This window comes from Spirillospora sp. CA-294931 (genome assembly GCF_050946795.1).
Classification (GTDB): Bacteria; Actinomycetota; Actinomycetes; order Streptosporangiales; family Streptosporangiaceae; genus Spirillospora.
The window spans coordinates 4,231,233-4,249,072 of sequence record NZ_CP192006.1; the positions used below are offsets into that span (position 1 = coordinate 4,231,233).

Annotated in this window: 11 protein-coding genes; 10 read left to right on the forward strand and 1 reads right to left on the reverse strand. The window is 72.2% G+C overall.

Annotated elements, in window-relative coordinates; all coding sequences use genetic code 11:
- Window positions 1–76: 76 nt before the first annotated feature.
- From ACQPY4_RS18800 to ACQPY4_RS18845, 10 genes are all read left to right on the forward strand, one after another.
- The gene (locus ACQPY4_RS18800; RefSeq protein WP_433338067.1) at window positions 77–3,808 is read left to right on the forward strand and encodes a tetratricopeptide repeat protein; all 3,732 of its coding nucleotides are present in this window, start codon (window positions 77–79) and stop codon (window positions 3,806–3,808) included.
- Window positions 3,809–3,883: 75 nt separating this feature from the next.
- Window positions 3,884–4,540 (forward strand): Crp/Fnr family transcriptional regulator, encoded by a 657-nt coding sequence (locus ACQPY4_RS18805; protein WP_433338069.1) that lies wholly within the window; start codon window positions 3,884–3,886, stop codon window positions 4,538–4,540.
- Window positions 4,541–4,809: 269 nt separating this feature from the next.
- Window positions 4,810–7,647: an excinuclease ABC subunit UvrA gene (uvrA, locus tag ACQPY4_RS18810; protein WP_433338071.1), complete on the forward strand. Its 2,838-nt coding sequence runs from the start codon at window positions 4,810–4,812 to the stop codon at window positions 7,645–7,647.
- A 141-nt stretch (window positions 7,648–7,788) separates the two neighbouring features.
- On the forward strand, window positions 7,789–9,456 hold the full coding sequence (gene betA / locus ACQPY4_RS18815) for a choline dehydrogenase (protein WP_433338073.1): 1,668 nt from the start codon (window positions 7,789–7,791) through the stop codon (window positions 9,454–9,456).
- 49 nt (window positions 9,457–9,505) lie between these two features.
- Complete coding sequence (locus ACQPY4_RS18820; RefSeq protein ID WP_433338075.1) at window positions 9,506–10,261, forward strand: IclR family transcriptional regulator; 756 nt, start codon at window positions 9,506–9,508, stop codon at window positions 10,259–10,261.
- Between the two features lie 181 nt (window positions 10,262–10,442).
- Entirely contained in the window at window positions 10,443–11,912 is a 1,470-nt protein-coding gene (locus tag ACQPY4_RS18825; protein ID WP_433338077.1) for an aldehyde dehydrogenase family protein, read from the forward strand.
- A gap of 44 nt (window positions 11,913–11,956) precedes the next feature.
- Complete coding sequence (locus ACQPY4_RS18830; RefSeq protein WP_433338079.1) at window positions 11,957–13,054, forward strand: quaternary amine ABC transporter ATP-binding protein; 1,098 nt, start codon at window positions 11,957–11,959, stop codon at window positions 13,052–13,054.
- On the forward strand, window positions 13,051–15,036 hold the full coding sequence (locus tag ACQPY4_RS18835; protein ID WP_433338081.1) for an ABC transporter permease: 1,986 nt from the start codon (window positions 13,051–13,053) through the stop codon (window positions 15,034–15,036). Before ACQPY4_RS18830 ends, ACQPY4_RS18835 begins: the two co-directional genes overlap by 4 nt.
- Before the next feature lie 22 nt (window positions 15,037–15,058).
- A complete protein-coding gene (locus ACQPY4_RS18840; RefSeq protein ID WP_433338083.1) occupies window positions 15,059–16,018 on the forward strand; it encodes an ABC transporter substrate-binding protein in 960 nt (319 codons plus the stop codon).
- Window positions 16,019–16,150: 132 nt separating this feature from the next.
- Window positions 16,151–16,651, forward strand: coding sequence for a Rieske (2Fe-2S) protein (locus ACQPY4_RS18845; protein WP_433338085.1), 501 nt, complete (start codon window positions 16,151–16,153; stop codon window positions 16,649–16,651).
- On the opposite strand, the gene ACQPY4_RS18850 is transcribed toward ACQPY4_RS18845, so the two are convergent.
- Window positions 16,638–17,756: a mechanosensitive ion channel family protein gene (locus tag ACQPY4_RS18850; RefSeq protein WP_433338087.1), complete on the reverse strand. Its 1,119-nt coding sequence runs from the start codon at window positions 17,754–17,756 to the stop codon at window positions 16,638–16,640. The genes ACQPY4_RS18845 and ACQPY4_RS18850 overlap by 14 nt on opposite strands.
- Window positions 17,757–17,840 lie beyond the last annotated feature (84 nt).

A 17,840-nucleotide genomic window follows, 5' to 3' on the forward strand; every position in this document is an offset into this window, starting at 1 on the left:
AGGGACGCGCGGGAATGAGTCACCAGACGCAGACGAGAAGTGCCGTGCCGGACAGAACGAGCCTCCGATGTGATCCATGATCGGAGGTGAGGAGGTCCCGCACGTGATCGACCATGATGTGCGGCCCGGCAGCTTCTGGGAGCTGCTGGCCGAGACGGACCGGCAGGCGCTGCGCGCGATGGGACGGCGCACGCAGATCCCTCCGGGCGGGATGCTCTGCCATCAGGGCGTCACCGCGCCGGGCGTGTTCGTGGTGTTCAAGGCGAGGGCGAGCACCACGACCAACGCGGTGGCCAAGGAGTTCGTCGACTCCAGCGAGGGCGACGAGTCCATCATCGATCTGTTCGGGGCGGGGGACCTGGTCGGGGCGCTGGCGCCTTGGGGGCATCCGCAGCGCGGCACGGTGGCCTCGCTCGACCACCTGGCGGCGCTGCGGATCGACCGGCGTAAATTCGGCAGCCTGCTGGCCGCCAACCCGCAGGTGGCCGAGGCGACCATGCACACGGTGGCGGAGAGCGCGGCATACGGGGGACGGCGTCATGCCGTCCGTGCCGCCGAACACCCCCAGCGGCTCGCCTACCACCTCCTGGAGCTCGCGCACCGGTTCGGGGAACCGGCGGGCCAGGGAGTCCAGGTCCCCCTCAAGCTCAGCCAGGCCGAGCTGGCCAACTGGGCCGGGATCTCGCGCGAGACCCTGGTGCGGTGGTTCCGGCAGTGGCGGTCCAAGGGCATCCTCGGCCCCCGGGCCAGGCCGCTGCTCATCCTCGACCCCGGCGCCCTGCGCCGGGCCGCGAGTCCCTGGGGCGACGAGTGGTCCGAGGCGGAGCGGCTCCCGGTATCGGTGGACGGCGGCATCGCGTCCCGCGCGCCGGTGCGGCTGGAGGCCAGGCCGGTCCTGCGCCTGCCCGCCGCCAAGCCGTTCTTCACCGGACGCGACGTGAGCCTGGGCAAGCTCGACATGCTCGTGTCGCACGCGGAGCCGCCCCGGGCCGTGGTCATCCAGGGCATGGCGGGCGTCGGCAAGACCTCGCTCGCGCTGCACTGGGCGCACCGGGTGGTGGAGCGGTTCGCGGACGGCGTCATCTTCGCCGACCTGCGCGGCACGACCCGCAGCCCGGTCACGGCGGCCGAGGCCATGGGCCAGGTGCTGCGCGGCGTCGGCGTCCCGGGCGACCAGCTGCCCCGCACCGAGGACGAGCTCGCCGCCCAGTGCCGCACGCTCCTGGCGCACCGCCGGATGCTGCTGATCCTCGACAACGCCTCCGACGCCAAGCAGATCCGCCCCCTTCTGCGGGCTCTGGACGCCGGGCTCGTGGTGGTCACCACCCAGCGCCGCCTCCCGGACCTCATGGCGGGCGCCGACATCCGCACGCTGGAACTGCGGGAGATGGCGATCCAGGAATCGGTCGACCTCATCGCGGCCGTGCTCGGCCCGTCCGACCCCCGGGTACGCGAGGAAACCAAGGCCATCGCCCGGCTCGCCCGCGAGTGCGGCTTCCTGCCGCTGGCCCTGGCCGTCATGGCGGGCAAGCTCGCCGACAGTCCCGACGAGCCCATCGCCGAGACGGTGCGCGAGCTGGAGGACCGCAACGCGCCCCCGGGTCTCCACACGATGCTCGGGCCCACCTTCGAGGTGGCCTATCGAGGGCTGCGACCCGTCCAGCGGGCCGCCGTCCGCAGGCTCGGGCTGATCGCCGGGCCCGACTTCACGCCGATGGCGCTGGCGGCGCTGATGGACCGCCCGGTGGACGAGGCCAGGGAGTACCTGGAGGGTCTGCGGCAGGCATACCTCGTCCAGGACGTGGCGCCCGGACGCTACCGGATGCACGACCTGCTCAGAGACCTCGCGCGCGACCGGGGCCTGCGGGAGGACGCCGACAACGACCGGCTCGCGGCCCAGCTCCGCCTCCTGGCCGGTTACCTGGCCGAGACCCACGAGGCCGGGCAGTCGCTGGGCCGGCACCGTCGCCCGTCGCTGGGCGGTTTCGAGGTCCCGGCGGCCCCGGCGGGACGCGGCGACGCCCTGGCCTGGTTCGAGGCCGAGCGGCGCAACCTGGTCGCGGCCGTCCACCAGGCCGCCCGGCTGGGCCTGCACCGGACCTGCTGGGAGCTGGCCGACGCTCTCTTCGACTTCCAGGAGTTCCGCCGCTACAGCGAGGACAACATCGCCGTCCACCAGGCCGGGCTGCGCGCCGCCCGCACCGAGGAGGACTGGCAGGCCACGGCCGTCATGCTGCACAACTTGGCCGTCGTGCACTTCGACCTGGGCCGTCCCGTCCAGGCCATCGGGTACGGCGAGGACGCGCGGCGCGCGTTCCGCTCGGTCGACCCGCCCGACCGGTTCGGCGAGGCCGTCGCGCTGGCCACGCTCGCCGACGTCCACTTCGTCGTCGGCCGGTACCCGACGGCGATCAAGCACGCCCAGCGGTCGCTGGCGATCCACCGCGCCCTCGGGAACGACGACGGCGTCGCCAAGGCCCACGAGACGCTCGCCCGCACCTATCTGACGCTGTCCGACTACGACACCGCGCTCGAATACGCGGTGCGGGCCCTCGACATCCGCCGCGGCGCGGGCGACCTGCCGGGCACGGCCGAGTCGCTGCTGACGCTGGCGCAGGTCCACCGCCGCCGCGGCGACGTCCACGAGGCCATCTCGCACGCGCTGGAGGCCCTCTACCTGCGTCAGGACCTCGCCGACCGGCACGGCGCCGCGCAGGCGCTGACCGAGCTGGCCCGCATGAACGCCTCCCTCGGGCTGCGCGACCTGGCCCAGAAGGACGCGGAGCAGGCCCTGCGCACCTACCGGGCCATCGGCGCCCGGCACGGCGAGGCGCGCGCGCTCACCACGCTCGGGATGCTGATGTGCGACGCCACCCGCTTCGCCGAGTCGTTCACCTACTGCGGGCAGGCCCTCCGCCTGCACCGGGAGATCGGCGACCGTCACGGGGAGGCCGAGACGGTCTCGCAGATCGGCGTCGTCCACTGGCGGCTCGGACGCTACCCCGAGGCGCGCGAGCACCTCGTCCGGGCCCTGGAGATCCGCCGCGAGATCGGCGATCAGTACGGCGAGGCGCACGACCTGGAGCATCTGTCGATGGTGATGCGGCGGCTGGAACGGCTCCAGGAGGCGTTCGTCCTCGGCCTGGAGGCGCTCGACCTCTACCACCGGCAGGGCGCCCAGGACGGCCTGGCCGGAACCCTGGGCAGCCTCGCCCGCACCTACCTGCACCTCGGGCTCAACGAGCAGGCCGAGCACGCCGCCAAGCAGGCGCTGGACATCCGCCGCAACGCCGGCGACTGGTACGGCATGGGCGTCGGCATGGACACCTTCGCCGCCGTCCTGCGGCGCACCGGCCGCCCGGACGAGGCGCTCAAGGTCGAGCTGGACGCGCTGCGCATCCTGGGCGAGGTCGGCGACCGGCACAGCGAGGGCACCGCCCTGGTCCACCTGGCCGCGATCTACCTGGAGCTCGGCCGCGCCGACGAGGCCCTGGAGACGGGCGGGCGCGCGCAGGAGCTGGCGTCCGAACTGGGCGACACCCGGGAACAGGCGTACGCGCTGCACATCATGGCCCGCGCCTGCCAGCTGCTCGGCCGCCACGCCCAAGCCGTCGACCACTTCCTCGCCGAGATGGTCATCCGCCGCGACATGGACGACCACCGGGGGCACCGCGCCGCCCTGGTCCACCTGCGCGACTCGTGCCTGGCCCTGGACGACCGGGACGCCGCCGACGACTGCGAGCGCAGGATCCACGGCATCGACAAATGGCTCGCTTCGGAGGGGGAGGACGAGCCGTCCGCCGAATGATCCTGCAAGATCGGGTGTGTCGTTGTACGCGGTCCGCGGCCGCTCCGCCGGGGTTCCATGGGGTCGGAGGACGATATGGGCGGCAGCAGGTTCTGGGACGGCGTGCCCGGACGCGCCCGGCGGGCGCTGACCGAGGCGGGCACCGGCGTGCTGATCAAGCCGTCCGCGTTCCTGGTGCGCCAGCACACCCGCTCGCCCCAGGTCTTCGTGATCCACGAGGGCGCGGCCAAGGTCTGGGCGGACGGCGACGGCGAGATCGCGATCCTGGACGTCCTCGGCCCCGGTGACATCGTGGGGGAGCTGGAGGCGGCCGACGGCGGCCCCCGGCAGGCCTACGTCCAGGCCATGACGCCGGTGCGGGCCCTCGTCCTGCCCGCGCCGCTGTTCCGGAGCGTCCTGGAGGAGCACCCGGCCGCGGTCTGGGCGGTCGCCGCCGTGCTGGCCGAGCGTCTCAGGGACGCCGACGAGCTCCGCGTCGCGCACTTCCCCGACGTCCCCGAGCGCCGCCTGGCCGGGCGCCTGCTCCGGCTCGCCGAGCGCTTCGGCGCCCCCGACGGCGACGGCGGCATCCGGGTCGACGTCCCGGTCTCGCAGCAGGACCTGGCCCGCTGGGCGGGCATGGGACGCCGCAAGGTCGCCCAGATCCTCGCCGGGCTGGACGAGGTCACCCTGACCCGCAAGGGCATGACGCTCCGGTCGGTCGAGGCCCTGGAGGCGCTGGCGCGCGGCTAGGAGCGCTCGGGCCCCGCGGGTCCGCCGGACACGCCCCAGGACCGCTCGGGCTCGCATATTCTCGAACCCGACCCCCTGCGTGACCCGGCGGGTTCTGTGGCGGGACCCGTTCGAACACGTGTACGGTTTGGGGGCGCGTGAGGCCCCGGTGAAATGCGACCGGCGGGCTCGCTGTTGTGAACTCGGGGGATAGTGTCCGGCCCCCTGGCTAGCCTGAATCCTGAACTGTCTCCACTCACCGCGCCCAGAAGAGGAACCGGTAGAACGCCGTGCATGATCGACTCATCGTGCGAGGAGCACGCGAGCACAACCTGAAGGACGTCTCGCTCGACCTGCCGCGGGACGCCATGATCGTGTTCACCGGGCTGTCCGGCTCCGGCAAGTCGAGTCTGGCGTTCGACACGATCTTCGCCGAGGGCCAGCGGCGCTACGTGGAGTCCCTGTCGGCCTACGCCCGGCAGTTCCTCGGCCAGATGGACAAGCCCGACGTCGACTTCATCGAGGGCCTGTCCCCGGCGGTCTCCATCGACCAGAAGTCGACCAGCAAGAACCCCCGCTCGACCGTCGGCACCATCACCGAGGTCTACGACTACCTGCGCCTGCTGTACGCGCGCATCGGGCACCCGCACTGCCCCGAGTGCGGCCGCCCGATCAGCCGCCAGGCGCCGCAGCAGATCGTCGACCGGGTCCTGGAACTCCAGGAGGGCACCCGGTTCCAGGTGCTCGCACCGGTGATCCGCGGCCGCAAGGGCGAGTACCTCGAGCTGTTCCGCGAACTCCAGTCCAAGGGCTACTCCCGGGCGCTGGTCGACGGGCAGACGGTCAGGCTCGACGAGCCGCCCAAGCTCAAGAAGCAGGAGAAGCACGACATCTCCGTGGTGGTCGACCGCCTGGCCGTCAAAGACTCCGCGCGCCAGCGGCTGGCCGACTCGGTCGAGACCGCGCTGGGCCTGGCGGGCGGCACCATCGTGCTCGACTTCGTCGACCTCGACGAGGGCGACGAGCACCGCACCCGCATGTACTCCGAGCACCTCTACTGCCCCTACGACGACCTGTCGTTCGAGGAGCTGGAGCCCCGCTCGTTCTCGTTCAACTCCCCGTACGGCGCCTGCCCCGACTGCACCGGCCTGGGCACGCGGATGGAGGTCGACTCCGAGCTGGTCGTCCCCGACGTCGGGATGACGCTCGGCGAGGGCGCCATCCAGCCCTGGTCCAACGGCCATGTGAGCGACTACTTCCTGCGCCTGCTGTCGGCCCTGGGCGACGCCATGGGCTTCGACCTGAACACTCCGTGGGAGAAGCTTCCCGCCAAGGCCCGCAAGGCGATCCTCAACGGCCACGAGACCCAGGTGCACGTCCGGTACAAGAACCGGTACGGCCGCACCCGCTCGTACTACACCGCCTACGAAGGCGTCATCCCCTACATCCAGCGGCGGCACTCCGAATCCGAGAGCGACTCCACCCGGGAGAAGTTCGAGGGCTACATGCGCGAGATCCCCTGCCCGACCTGCGACGGGGCCCGGCTCAAGCCGGTCATCCTCGCGGTCACCATGGGCGGGCGCTCCATCGCCGAGATCGCCGCCATGCCCATCGGCGAATGCGCCAAGTTCCTGCTGGCCATGGAGCTGGACGAGCGCGAGACCCATATCGCCGAGCGCGTCCTGAAGGAGATCAACGCCCGGCTCGGCTTCCTGCTCGACGTCGGCCTCGACTACCTCACGCTCGACCGCGCCTCGGCGACGCTCGCCGGCGGCGAGGCCCAGCGCATCCGGCTGGCCACCCAGATCGGCTCGGGGCTGGTCGGCGTGCTGTACGTGCTGGACGAGCCGTCGATCGGCCTGCACCAGCGCGACAACCACCGGCTGCTCGACACACTGATCCGGCTGCGCGACATGGGCAACACGCTCATCGTCGTCGAGCACGACGAGGACACCATCCAGGCCGCCGACTGGATCGTCGACATCGGCCCCCGCGCGGGCGAGCACGGCGGCGAGATCGTCGTGTCCGGCACGCTCGACGACCTGATGACCTCCGAGAAGTCGCTGACCGGCGCCTACCTGTCGGGGCGGCGCGAGATCGCCGTCCCGCCGATCCGCCGCCCCCGCCAGAAGGGGCGCGACATCGCGGTCAAGGGCGCCCAGCAGAACAACCTCCAGAACGTCGACGTGACGTTCCCGCTCGGTGTGTTCACCGCGGTCACCGGCGTCTCGGGCTCGGGCAAGTCCACGCTGGTCAACGACATCCTCTACAACTCGCTGGCCAAGCAGCTGCACGGCGCCCGCACGGTGCCGGGCAAGCACCGGCGGGTGACCGGCGTCGACCAGCTCGACAAGGTCGTGCATGTCGACCAGTCGCCGATCGGCCGCACGCCCCGGTCCAACCCGGCGACCTACACCGGCGTCTTCGACCACATCCGCAAGCTGTTCGCGCAGACCACCGAGGCCAAGGTGCGCGGCTACCAGCCGGGCCGCTTCTCCTTCAACGTCAAGGGCGGCCGCTGCGAGAACTGCTCGGGCGACGGCACCATCAAGATCGAGATGAACTTCCTGCCGGACGTCTACGTCCCGTGCGAGGTCTGCCACGGCGCCCGCTACAACCGCGAGACGCTGGAAGTGCACTACAAGGGCAAGACGATCTCCGAGGTCCTCGACATGCCGATCGAGGAGGCCACGGTCTTCTTCGAGCCGATCAAGGCGATCCACCGCCACCTGCACACGCTCAACGAGGTCGGCCTCGGCTACGTCCGGCTCGGCCAGCCCGCCCCCACCCTGTCCGGCGGCGAGGCCCAGCGGGTCAAGCTGGCCTCCGAACTCCAGAAGCGCTCCACCGGACGCACCATCTACGTCCTGGACGAGCCCACCACCGGCCTGCACTTCGAAGACATCCGCAAGCTGCTCGGCGTCCTGAACGGCCTGGTCGACAAGGGCAACACGGTCATCGTCATCGAGCACAACCTCGACGTCGTCAAGACCGCCGACTGGATCATCGACATGGGCCCCGAGGGCGGCTCCCGGGGCGGCGCCGTGGTGGCGACCGGCACCCCCGAGGCCGTGGCGAAGGTGGAGGCCAGCCACACCGGCCAGTTCCTCTCCAAGATCCTCGCCTGATCCGCCGCCCGGGAACGGCGCCCGGGCGGCACTCGTGAGACCCGGACGCGTGAACGTACCGCTGAGAAGGCTTGGCGCCCGATTGACCTGGGATTCGCCAGACTGATATCCAGCGGTGCGTTGATCGACATCTGGAGTTCCATGAGTTCTGGCAGTTACGACCAGGTCATCGTCGGCGGCGGGTCGGCGGGCTGCGCGCTGGCCAACCGGCTCAGCGCCGATCCCGGCAACCGGGTTCTCGTGCTGGAGGCGGGGCGGCCCGACTACTCGTGGGACGTGTTCGTCCACATGCCGGCGGCGCTGCCGTTCCCGATCGGCAACCGCTTCTACGACTGGAAGTACGAGTCCGAGCCCGAGCCGCACATGAACGGGCGGCGCGTCTACCACGCGCGGGGGAAGGTGCTCGGCGGGTCCAGCAGCATCAACGGCATGATCTTCCAGCGCGGCAACCCGATGGACTTCGAGCGCTGGGCCGCCGACCCCGGCATGGAGTCCTGGGACTACGCGCACTGCCTGCCGTACTTCCGGCGCATGGAGGACTGCCTCGCCGACCCCGGGACGGGCTTCCGCGGCCATGACGGCCCGCTGGTGCTGGAGCGCGGGCCCGCGGTGAACCCGCTGTTCGGGGCGTTCTTCGCGGCGGCCAAGGAGGCCGGGTACCCGCTCACCGACGACGTGAACGGCTACCGCCAGGAGGGGTTCGCCCCCTTCGACCGCAACGTCCATCGCGGTCGGAGGCTGAGCGCCGCCCGCGCCTACCTGCACCCGGTGATGCGCTCGCGTCCCAACCTGACGGTCGCCACACGCGCGATGGTCACCAAGGTCATCATGCGGGGCGGGCGAGCCGTCGGCGTGGAGTTCACCCGAGGCCGGAGCCGGACGCCGCTGCGTGTGCGCGCGGGCGAGGTCATCCTGTGCGGGGGCGCGATCAACACGCCCCAGCTGCTCCAGCTCTCCGGCATCGGCGACGCCGACGAGCTGCGCGCGCTCGGCATCGAGGTCGTCCAGCACCTTCCCGGGGTGGGGGAGAACCTTCAGGACCACCTGGAGGTCTACGTCCAGCACGCCAGCAGGCAGCCGGTCTCGCTGAACCCGGTGATGCGGCAGCTGTGGCGGTACCCGCTGATCGGCGCGCGGTGGCTGTTCCTGCGGTCCGGGCCGGGCGCCAGCAACCACTTCGAGGGCGGCGGCTTCGCGCGGAGCAACGACGAGGTCGCCTACCCCAACCTGATGTTCCACTTCCTGCCGATCGCGGTCCGCTACGACGGCACCGCCCCCGAGGCCGGGCACGGCTACCAGGTGCACGTCGGGCCGATGTACTCCGACGCGCGCGGCAGCGTGAAGATCAGGTCCACCGATCCGCGCGAGCATCCGGCGCTGCGGTTCAACTACCTGTCGACCGACCAGGACCGGCGCGAGTGGGTCGAGGCCGTGCGGGTCGCGCGCGACATCCTCGCCCAGCCCGCCATGGACGCCTTCAACGGCGGCGAGATCTCCCCGGGGCCGTCGGTCGCGACCGACGAGCAGATCCTCGACTGGGTGGCCGCCGACGCCGAGACCGCGCTGCACCCGTCCTGCACCGCCCGGATGGGCGTGGACGAGATGGCGGTGGTCGACCCCCGCACGATGGGCGTCCATGGCGTGGACGGCCTCCGGGTGGTGGACGCCTCGGTCATGCCCTACATCCCCAACGGCAACATCTACGCGCCGGTGATGATGGTCGCCGAGAAGGCCGCCGACCTTATCCTCGGGAACGCGCCGCTGCCCGCCGACCACCGGGCCTTCCACCGGCACGGGACGGCCGGCTGACGCCGCTGGGATACGGTTCCCTGGTGAGCGCCAGCCGGGGTCCGACGCCGTGACCGTGCAGTCGGTCGACCGCGCCGTGACCGTGCTGGAGATCCTCGCCCGCGACGGCGAGGCGGGCGTGACGCAGCTGGCCGCCGAGCTCGGCGTGCACAAGTCGACGGCGTTCCGGCTGGTCTCGGCGCTGGAGGGGCGCGAGCTGGTCGTCCAGGACTCGCTGCGCGGCAAGTACCGCCTCGGCGTCGGGCTGCTGCGCCTGGCCGGGTCGGCGGCGGCGCGGCTCGACGTGGTGCGCGAGGGCCGCGCGATCTGCGAGCGGCTGGCCGGGGAGGTCGGCGAGACCGTCAACCTCACCACGCTGTCGGGCGGCGAGCAGGTCTACGTCGACCAGGTGGCGGGCAGCTCGGTGCTCCAGCCGCGCAACTGGGTCGGACGGCGGCTGCCCGCGCACGCGACGTCCAACGGCAAGGTCATGCTGGCCCACCTCCCACCCGAGCTGCTGGCCGAACGGCTGGCCGAGCGCCGCGAGCGGTTCACCGACCGGACGATCACCGGGCGCCGGGAGCTGGCGCGCGAGCTGGAGCGGGTGCGCGAGCGCGGCTACGCGACCTCGGTCGACGAGCTGGAGTTCGGGCTGAGCGCGGTCGCCGCCCCGATCATGGACCGCCGGGGTGAGGTCGTGGCGACCGTCAGCGTTTCGGGCCCGACGTTCCGGCTCACCGGCGAGCGGATCCCGGCCGTGGCCGCCGCCGTCCGCGAGGCCGCCGCGCGGATCTCCGAGCGCCTGGGCTTCACCGCCGCCTCCTGACGCCTTTGTAGGGCGATCGTTATCTCCGCAGGTGGGGGCGCTATCGTTGCTCATGATCGTGACAGTGCGTCGATCGATCATGACGGTGTTCGGTTTGCCATCCGTTTAGATTGAGGCCGACGTCTGTTGCAAGATAAGCAACTCGTTGGGTGAAACGGAACAGACGAAACGGAAGGGCGACGTGCCGGATCTCCACATCGACGGCAGGTGGGTCGGTTCCCGCGACGGCGCGCGGCGGGAGGTGCTCTGCCCCGCCGACGGGAGCCGTGTCGCCACCGTGGACGAGGCCGCCGGGCACGACGCCGCCGAGGCCGCGCTCGCGGCGCGCCGCGCGTTCGACCGGGGCGCCTGGCCCGGCACGCCCGCCAAGGAGCGCGGCGACCTGCTGCTGCGGGTGGCCGCCCTGTTGGAACGCGACAAGGCCGCCGTCGCCCGCGCCGAGTCGCTCGACACCGGCAAGCGGCTGGTCGAGAGCGAGTACGACGTCGACGACGTGATCGGCGTCTTCCGCTACTACGGCGGCATCGCCGGGACCGGGGCGGGACGCGTCGTCGACACCGGCAACCCCGACGTGGTGAGCCGCGTCGTCCACGAGCCCGTGGGCGTGTGCGCGCTCATCACGCCGTGGAACTACCCGCTGCTCCAGACGTCGTGGAAGGTCGCCCCCGCGCTGGCCGCGGGCAACACCTTCGTCCTCAAGCCGAGCGAGCTGACGCCGTCCACCGCGATCCTGCTGATCAAACTGCTGGAGGAGGCGGGCCTGCCCGCGGGCGTGGCCAACCTCGTGCTCGGCGCCGGGCCCCGGGCCGGGGCGCCGCTCACCGAGCATCCGGCCGTCGACCTGGTCTCCTTCACCGGGGGGCTGGCCACCGGCCGCGCGATCATGGCGTCCGCCGCCGGGACGGTGAAGAAGGTCGCGCTGGAGCTGGGCGGCAAGAACCCCAACATCGTCTTCGCCGACGCCGATGTCGAGGCCGCCCTCGACATGGCGCTCACCGCCGTCTTCCTGCACTCGGGCCAGGTCTGCTCCGCGGGCGCGCGGCTGCTGGTCGAGGAACCGCTGCACGAGGCGTTCGTCGCCGAGCTGGCGGCGCGCGCCGACCGCATCCGCCTCGGCGGCCCGTTCGACGAGCGCGCCGAGACCGGCCCGCTCATCTCCGCCGAGCACCTGGCCAAGGTGGAGGCGTACGTCCAGGCCGGGCTGGACGAGGGCGCCGAGCTGCGCTGCGGAGGCCGCAGGCCCGACGAGCCCGATCTGGCCAAGGGTCACTACTACCGGCCCACCATCCTCGACCGCTGCCACACCGGGATGCGCGCCGTCCAGGACGAGTCGTTCGGCCCCGTGCTGACGGTGGAGACCTTCACCGGGGAGGACGAGGCCGTCCGCCTCGCCAACGACACCGTCTACGGGCTGGCCGGGGCCGTCTGGACGAGCGACGCGGGCCGGGCCCAGCGCGTCGCCGGGCGCCTGCGCCACGGCACGATCTGGATCAACGACTTCCATCCCTACGTCCCGCAGGCCGAGTGGGGCGGCTACAAGCAGTCCGGCGTCGGCCGCGAGCTGGGTCTCGCCGGACTCGCCGAGTACCAGGAGACCAAGCACGTGTGGCAGAACGTGCGCCCCGCGCCGCAGCGCTGGTTCGGGGGCTGAGCCACCCTTCCCCGGCCGATTCCCGCAGAGCCCAGGAGTGCGACATGACCACCGCCGATCCCGAGAAACAGCTCGTCGGACACTCCGGCGCCGGTCCGGACGCGCCGGGCGACCCGATGATCTCCGTCCGGGGGCTCTGGAAGGTCTTCGGTGCTCGGGAGAAGCGCGTCCGGGACCTCATGGACTCGCCCGACGCCCGGCTGCCCCGCGAGGAGCTGCGCGAGAAGACCGGTATGACGGCGGCCGTCCGCGACGTCGGGTTCGACGTCGCGCCCGGCGAGGTGTTCGTGGTGATGGGCCTGTCCGGCAGCGGCAAGTCGACGCTGATCCGGTGCATGTCCCGGCTGATCGAGCCGACGGCGGGACGCGTCGTCCTGGACGGCGAGGACGTCGGCGCGGCCGGTCCGCGGCGCCTGCGCGAGATCCGGCGGCACAAGGTCGCCATGGTGTTCCAGCACTTCGGCCTGCTGCCGCACCGGCAGGTCATCGACAACGTCGCCTACGGCCTGGAGATCCAGGGCGTGGGCCGGGCCGAGCGGCACGCGCGGGCCCGCGAGATCCTCGCGCTGGTCGGGCTCGACGGCCACGACGCCTCCTACCCCGACCAGCTCTCGGGCGGGATGCAGCAGCGCGTCGGGCTGGCCCGCGCGCTCGCCGTCGACCCGGCGGTCCTGTTCTTCGACGAGCCGTTCAGCGCGCTGGACCCGCTGATCCGCCGCGACATGCAGAACGAGGTCATCCGGCTGCACCACGAGGTCGGCAAGACGCTGGTGTTCATCACCCACGACCTGGCCGAGGCGCTCAAGCTCGGCGACCGCATCGCGCTGATGCGCGACGGCGAGATCGTCCAGACCGGGCGGCCCGAGGACCTGGTCGGCTCGCCCGCCGACGACTACGTGGCCGACTTCGTCCGCGACGTCCCCAAGGCGGGCGTGCTGACGCTGCGGTACCTGGCCAGGCCCGCCGGGCCCGGCGAGGGCGGCGCGGGCGCCGAGCTGCCCGGCACCACGCTCGTGCGGGACGCGCTGCGCGCCAGCCTGAGCGACGAGAACCCGCTGCGCGTGGTGGAGGACGGCGAGCTGGTCGGCGTCGTCGACCGCGCCGCGGTCATCTCGGTGATCGCGGCGGGCGGGGAGCGGTGAGCGCGCCCGCCACCGCCGTGCGGCGGCGCGCGCCGCTCCCGTCGTGGGCCCTGTACGCGGGCGCGGCCGCCGTCCTGGCCGTGCTGTTCCTGGTCTTCCGGGGCCGCTCGGTGCTGCCGCACGACGACGACATCGGCCTGTTCCACACGCTCAACGACGCGCGCGACTGGGTCCAGGACAACAAGAACACCCATCCGGTCTTCCTGTACCTGCTGAACTACGTCAGCATCGGCATCGGCCATCTCGTCGACGCCCTGACCTCGATCGTGGAGTTCCTCGGCTGGCCCGGCGTGGTCGGCGCGGCCGGGGCGACCGGCTGGGCCGCCTCGGGGTGGCGCACCGGGCTCGTGGGCGCGGCCGGGTTCCTGGCCATCGGCGTCCTGGGGCTGTGGGAGGACGGCGCCGAGACGCTGGCGCTGACGGTCGCGGCGGTGCTGATCGCGCTGGTCGTCGGGCTGCCGCTGGGCATCGCGGCCGGGCGCGCCGACCGGCTGCGGCGGCTGCTGGACCCGGTGCTGGACGCCATGCAGATCATGCCCGCGTTCGCCTACCTGGCCCCGATGGCGCTGGTGTTCGGCATCGGCGCCCCCTCGGCCACCGTGACGACGCTGATCTACGCGGTGCCGCCCGCGATCAGGATCACCGCGCTGGGCATCCGCCGGGTGGCGCCCGCCAGCGTCGAGGCGTCGGAGTCGCTGGGCGCGACCCGCCTGCAGACGCTGCGCGCGGTGCAGCTGCCGATGGCCGTCTCCACGATCATGCTGGCCGTCAACCAGACGATCATGATGGCGCTGGCGATGGTGGTCATCACCGCGCTGATCGGCGCCCCCGGGCTCGGCGTGACGATCCTGGACGGCCTCCAGCACCAGAACGTGGGCGCGGCCTTCGACGCGGGCCTGGCGATCGTCATCCTGGCGATCGTGCTCGACCGGCTGACCCGGGGCGCGGGCGGCCGGGGGCGGGGCCGGGCGGCGGTGTCGTCGGCGCGCCGCCGCGCCGAGCTCGCCGGGGCCGCCGCCGTGGCGCTGGCGGGCGCCGTCCTCGGCCGGACGCTGCCGCGGGACTTCCCCGAGTCGCTGAACTTCACCTTCACCAAGCCCGTCAACGAGCTGACCGGCTGGATCGAGGACAACCTGTCCTGGCTCACCGGAGCGATCAAGGACGCCGTCACCTACGGCCTGCTCAACCCGGCCGAGAAGGTGCTGACCGAGGCGCCCTGGTGGCTGGTGGTCATCGCGGTCGTGCTGGCCGGGCTGCGGCTGTGCGGCACCCGCGCGGCGGTCACCGCCGGGGCGTGCCTGGCCGCGATCGCCGCGCTGGGGCTGTGGCAGCACAGCATGAAGACGCTCACCTCCGTCGTCGCGGCGGCTCTGCTCACGCTGGCGGTCGGCATCGCGCTCGGCGTGGGCGCCGCCAGGTCCCGCTGGTTCTCGGCGGGCCTGCGCCCGGTGCTGGACGCCGCGCAGACGCTCCCGTCTTTCGTCTACCTCGTGCCCGCCATCGCGCTGTTCGGCGCGTCCCGCTTCACCGCCATCGCGGCCGCGGTCATCTACGCGGTGCCGCCGGTCGTCCGGCTGGTGGAGGACGGCCTGCGCGGCGTCCCGGCGACGGTGGTCGAGGCGGCAACCGCGTCCGGCTCGACCCGCCGCCAGCTGCTGTGGAAGGTGCGGCTCCCGATGGCCAGGCGCGGCCTGCTGCTGGCCGCCAACCAGGGCATCGTCATGGTGCTGGCGATGGTCGTGGTCGGCGGCATGGTCGGGGCGGGCGGGCTCGGCTTCGACGTGGTGACCGGCTTCTCCCAGACCGAGGACTTCGGGCTCGGCCTGGCGGCGGGCATCGCGATCGTCCTGCTCGGCGTCATGCTCGACCGGCTCACGCAGGGCGCGGGCAGGACGGCGCAAGCCGCCGGGGGGCGTGGGGGGTCGTCCCCCCACACGAGGCACAGGCAGGACAACCAGGCGTCCCGGCATGCGGCCGGCTGACCGTCCACCCGAGAGGAACCACATGAGGATCAGTAGGACCGGCGGCGCGATCGCGGCGGGGTTCGCGCTCGTCTCCCTGGGGCTCGCCGGCTGCGGCGGAGCCAAGACCAGCGATGGCAAGGGCGGCACGGGCTCGGGCGGGACGGTGCGGCTCGCCATCAACCCGTGGACGGGCTACGAGGCCAACGCCGCCGTCATCGCCGCCGTGCTGGAGAAGGAGCTCGGCTACAAGGTCGAGAAGAAGAACCTCAAGGAGGAGGTCGCCTGGCAGGGCTTCGAGTCCGGCGAGGTCGACGCGATCGTGGAGAACTGGGGCCACGAGTCGCTGAAGAAGAAGTACCTCGAGGAGAAGAAGGTCGCGGTCTCGGCGGGCTCCACCGGCGTCAAGGGGGAGATCGGCTGGTACGTCCCCGAGTGGATGGCCAAGAAGTACCCCGACATCACCGACTCCAGGAACCTGAACAAGTACGCGAGCCTGTTCAAGACCTCCGAGTCCGGCGGCAAGGGGCAGGTGCTCGACGGCGACCCGTCGTTCGTCACCAACGACAAGGCGCTGGTCAAGAACCTCAAGCTCGACTACCAGGTGGTCGAGGGCGGCAGCGAGGCGGCGCTGGTGAAGTCGGCGGTGCAGGCCGAGAACCAGCAGAAGGCGCTGCTGTTCTACTTCTGGAAGCCGCACGTGCTGCACCTCAAGGCCAAGTTCGCCAAGGTGAACCTGCCCAAGTACACGCCCGGCTGCGACACCGACCCCAAGAAGGTCGCCTGCGACTACCCGCCCTACGACCTCGACAAGATCGTCAGCAAGCGCTTCGCCGACAAGGGCGGCAAGGCGTACCAGCTGGTCAAGAACTTCCGGTGGACCGAGGCCGATCAGAACACCGTGGCGGGGTACATCGCCAACGACGGGATGACCGCCGACCGGGCGGCCAAGAAGTGGGTCGCCGACAACGAGGCCAAGTGGAAGGCGTGGCTGCCGAAATGACCCGCTGACGGACCGGCGGTCGCGATCATGGTCGCGGGGGAGCGGATTGAACCTTCAACGGCGCGATTACGTGCTCCCCTGTGACGGTGGAGAACCGCGTGACAGTACCCCGCGACGATGGAGGACGAACCCATGGCACAGGCTCCCGAACCGCTGACCGACGGCACCGGACCGCAGACGGGCGGCGGGCCGGGCGAGACCCGGCGCAAGGTCCTGCTCGGGGTCGGCGCCGTGGGCGTCGCCGGGCTGGCGGCCGCGTGCGGCGGCGACGACGGGAAGGACGACTCCTCGGGCGACGCGGGCTCCGGGCAGACCCCCACCCAGAGCTCGGGCAACGGGGCCGGAGGAGCCGTGCTGGCCAAGACGGCCGACATCCCGGTCGGCGGAGGCAAGATCTTCAAGAAGGAGAAGGTCGTCGTCGTCCAGCCCGCGGCGGGCCAGTTCAAGGCCTACGACGCCACCTGCACGCACAAGGGCTGCCCCGTCTCCCAGATCTCGGGCGACACCATCAAGTGCAAGTGCCACGGCAGCGAGTTCAAGATCTCCGACGGGTCGGTGGCGAACCCGCCCGCCACCGAGCCGCTGGCCGAGAAGAAGATCACCGTCCAGGGCGGCTCGATCACGCTCGCCTGAGGTCCTTCCCCCCGGCGGCCGGTCCAGCGGTGCGGCCGCCGGCGGGGACGGGCGAGCCGCCCTCGCCCGCCCCGGCGGGGGACGTCAGGTCGGCCCGCACGCGCGGAAGCGACTCGGGGTACCGCTCGCGGACGTAGGCGACCAGATGCTCGCGGACGTCGCAGCGCAGGTCCCACGCGCTCGCCGAGTCGGCCGCGCTCATCATGGCCCGCACCTGCACCAGGCCGTTCGGCAGCACCTCGGTCACCTGGAGGTACCACTCCTTGGCGTCCCACAGCGGATGCTCCTTCAGCATCGCGTGCAGCTCCGACCGCAGCTCCTCGACCGGAACCGACCAGTCCAGGTGCAGGTCGGCCGAGCCGATCACGCGGCTGCTGTGGCGCGTCCAGTTCTCGAAGGGCTCCTCGGTGAAGCGCGACACCGGCAGGATCAGGCGCCGGTCGTCCCACAGCCGCACCGCCACGTACGACAGCGTCAGCTCCTCGACCCGGCCCCACTGGCCCTCGACGACCACCACGTCGTCCAGGCGCAGCGCGTCGCTGAACGCCAGCTGAAGCCCCGCGAACAGGTTGCCCAGCGTCGGACGGGCCGCGATGCCCACGACCAGCCCCGCCACGCCCGCGGACGCCAGGACCCCGGCGCCCAGCGCGCGCACGGCCGGGAACGTGAACAGCACCGCGCCCACGGCCACCACGACCACCACCATCGCCGCGATGCGCCGCAGCAGCAGCATCTGCGTCCGGGCCCGGCGCGCCCGGCGGTTGCGCTCGCCCGCCACCCGCGTCAGCCGGTCCAGGGCCGGATCGGTCAGCGCGTACGCGATCCGCAGCACCAGCCAGGTCGTCGCGCCGATCACCGCGATGCGCAGCCCGTGCCGCACCGCGCCGTCGGCGCCCCCGTCCAGGTACCCGAACGGCATCGCCGCGTTGGCGCTCACCACCGCCGCCAGCGCGAACGCGGGAGCCGCACAGCGCCGCGCGGCCGTCCCGGCCCCCGGCCACTTCTCCCACAGGGGACCGGCCAGCAGCCGCCGCACGATCTCCACCACCGTCACTGACGTGGCGACAGAGATCGCCAGCACCATCCAGGCCCAGAACGCCGTCATCGCGCGTCGTCCCTCCTTGTCTCCGGAGTCTCACTCGTCGCCCAGCCCTCCGGCCTTCCCACGATCGGGCGGTTTACGCGGGAC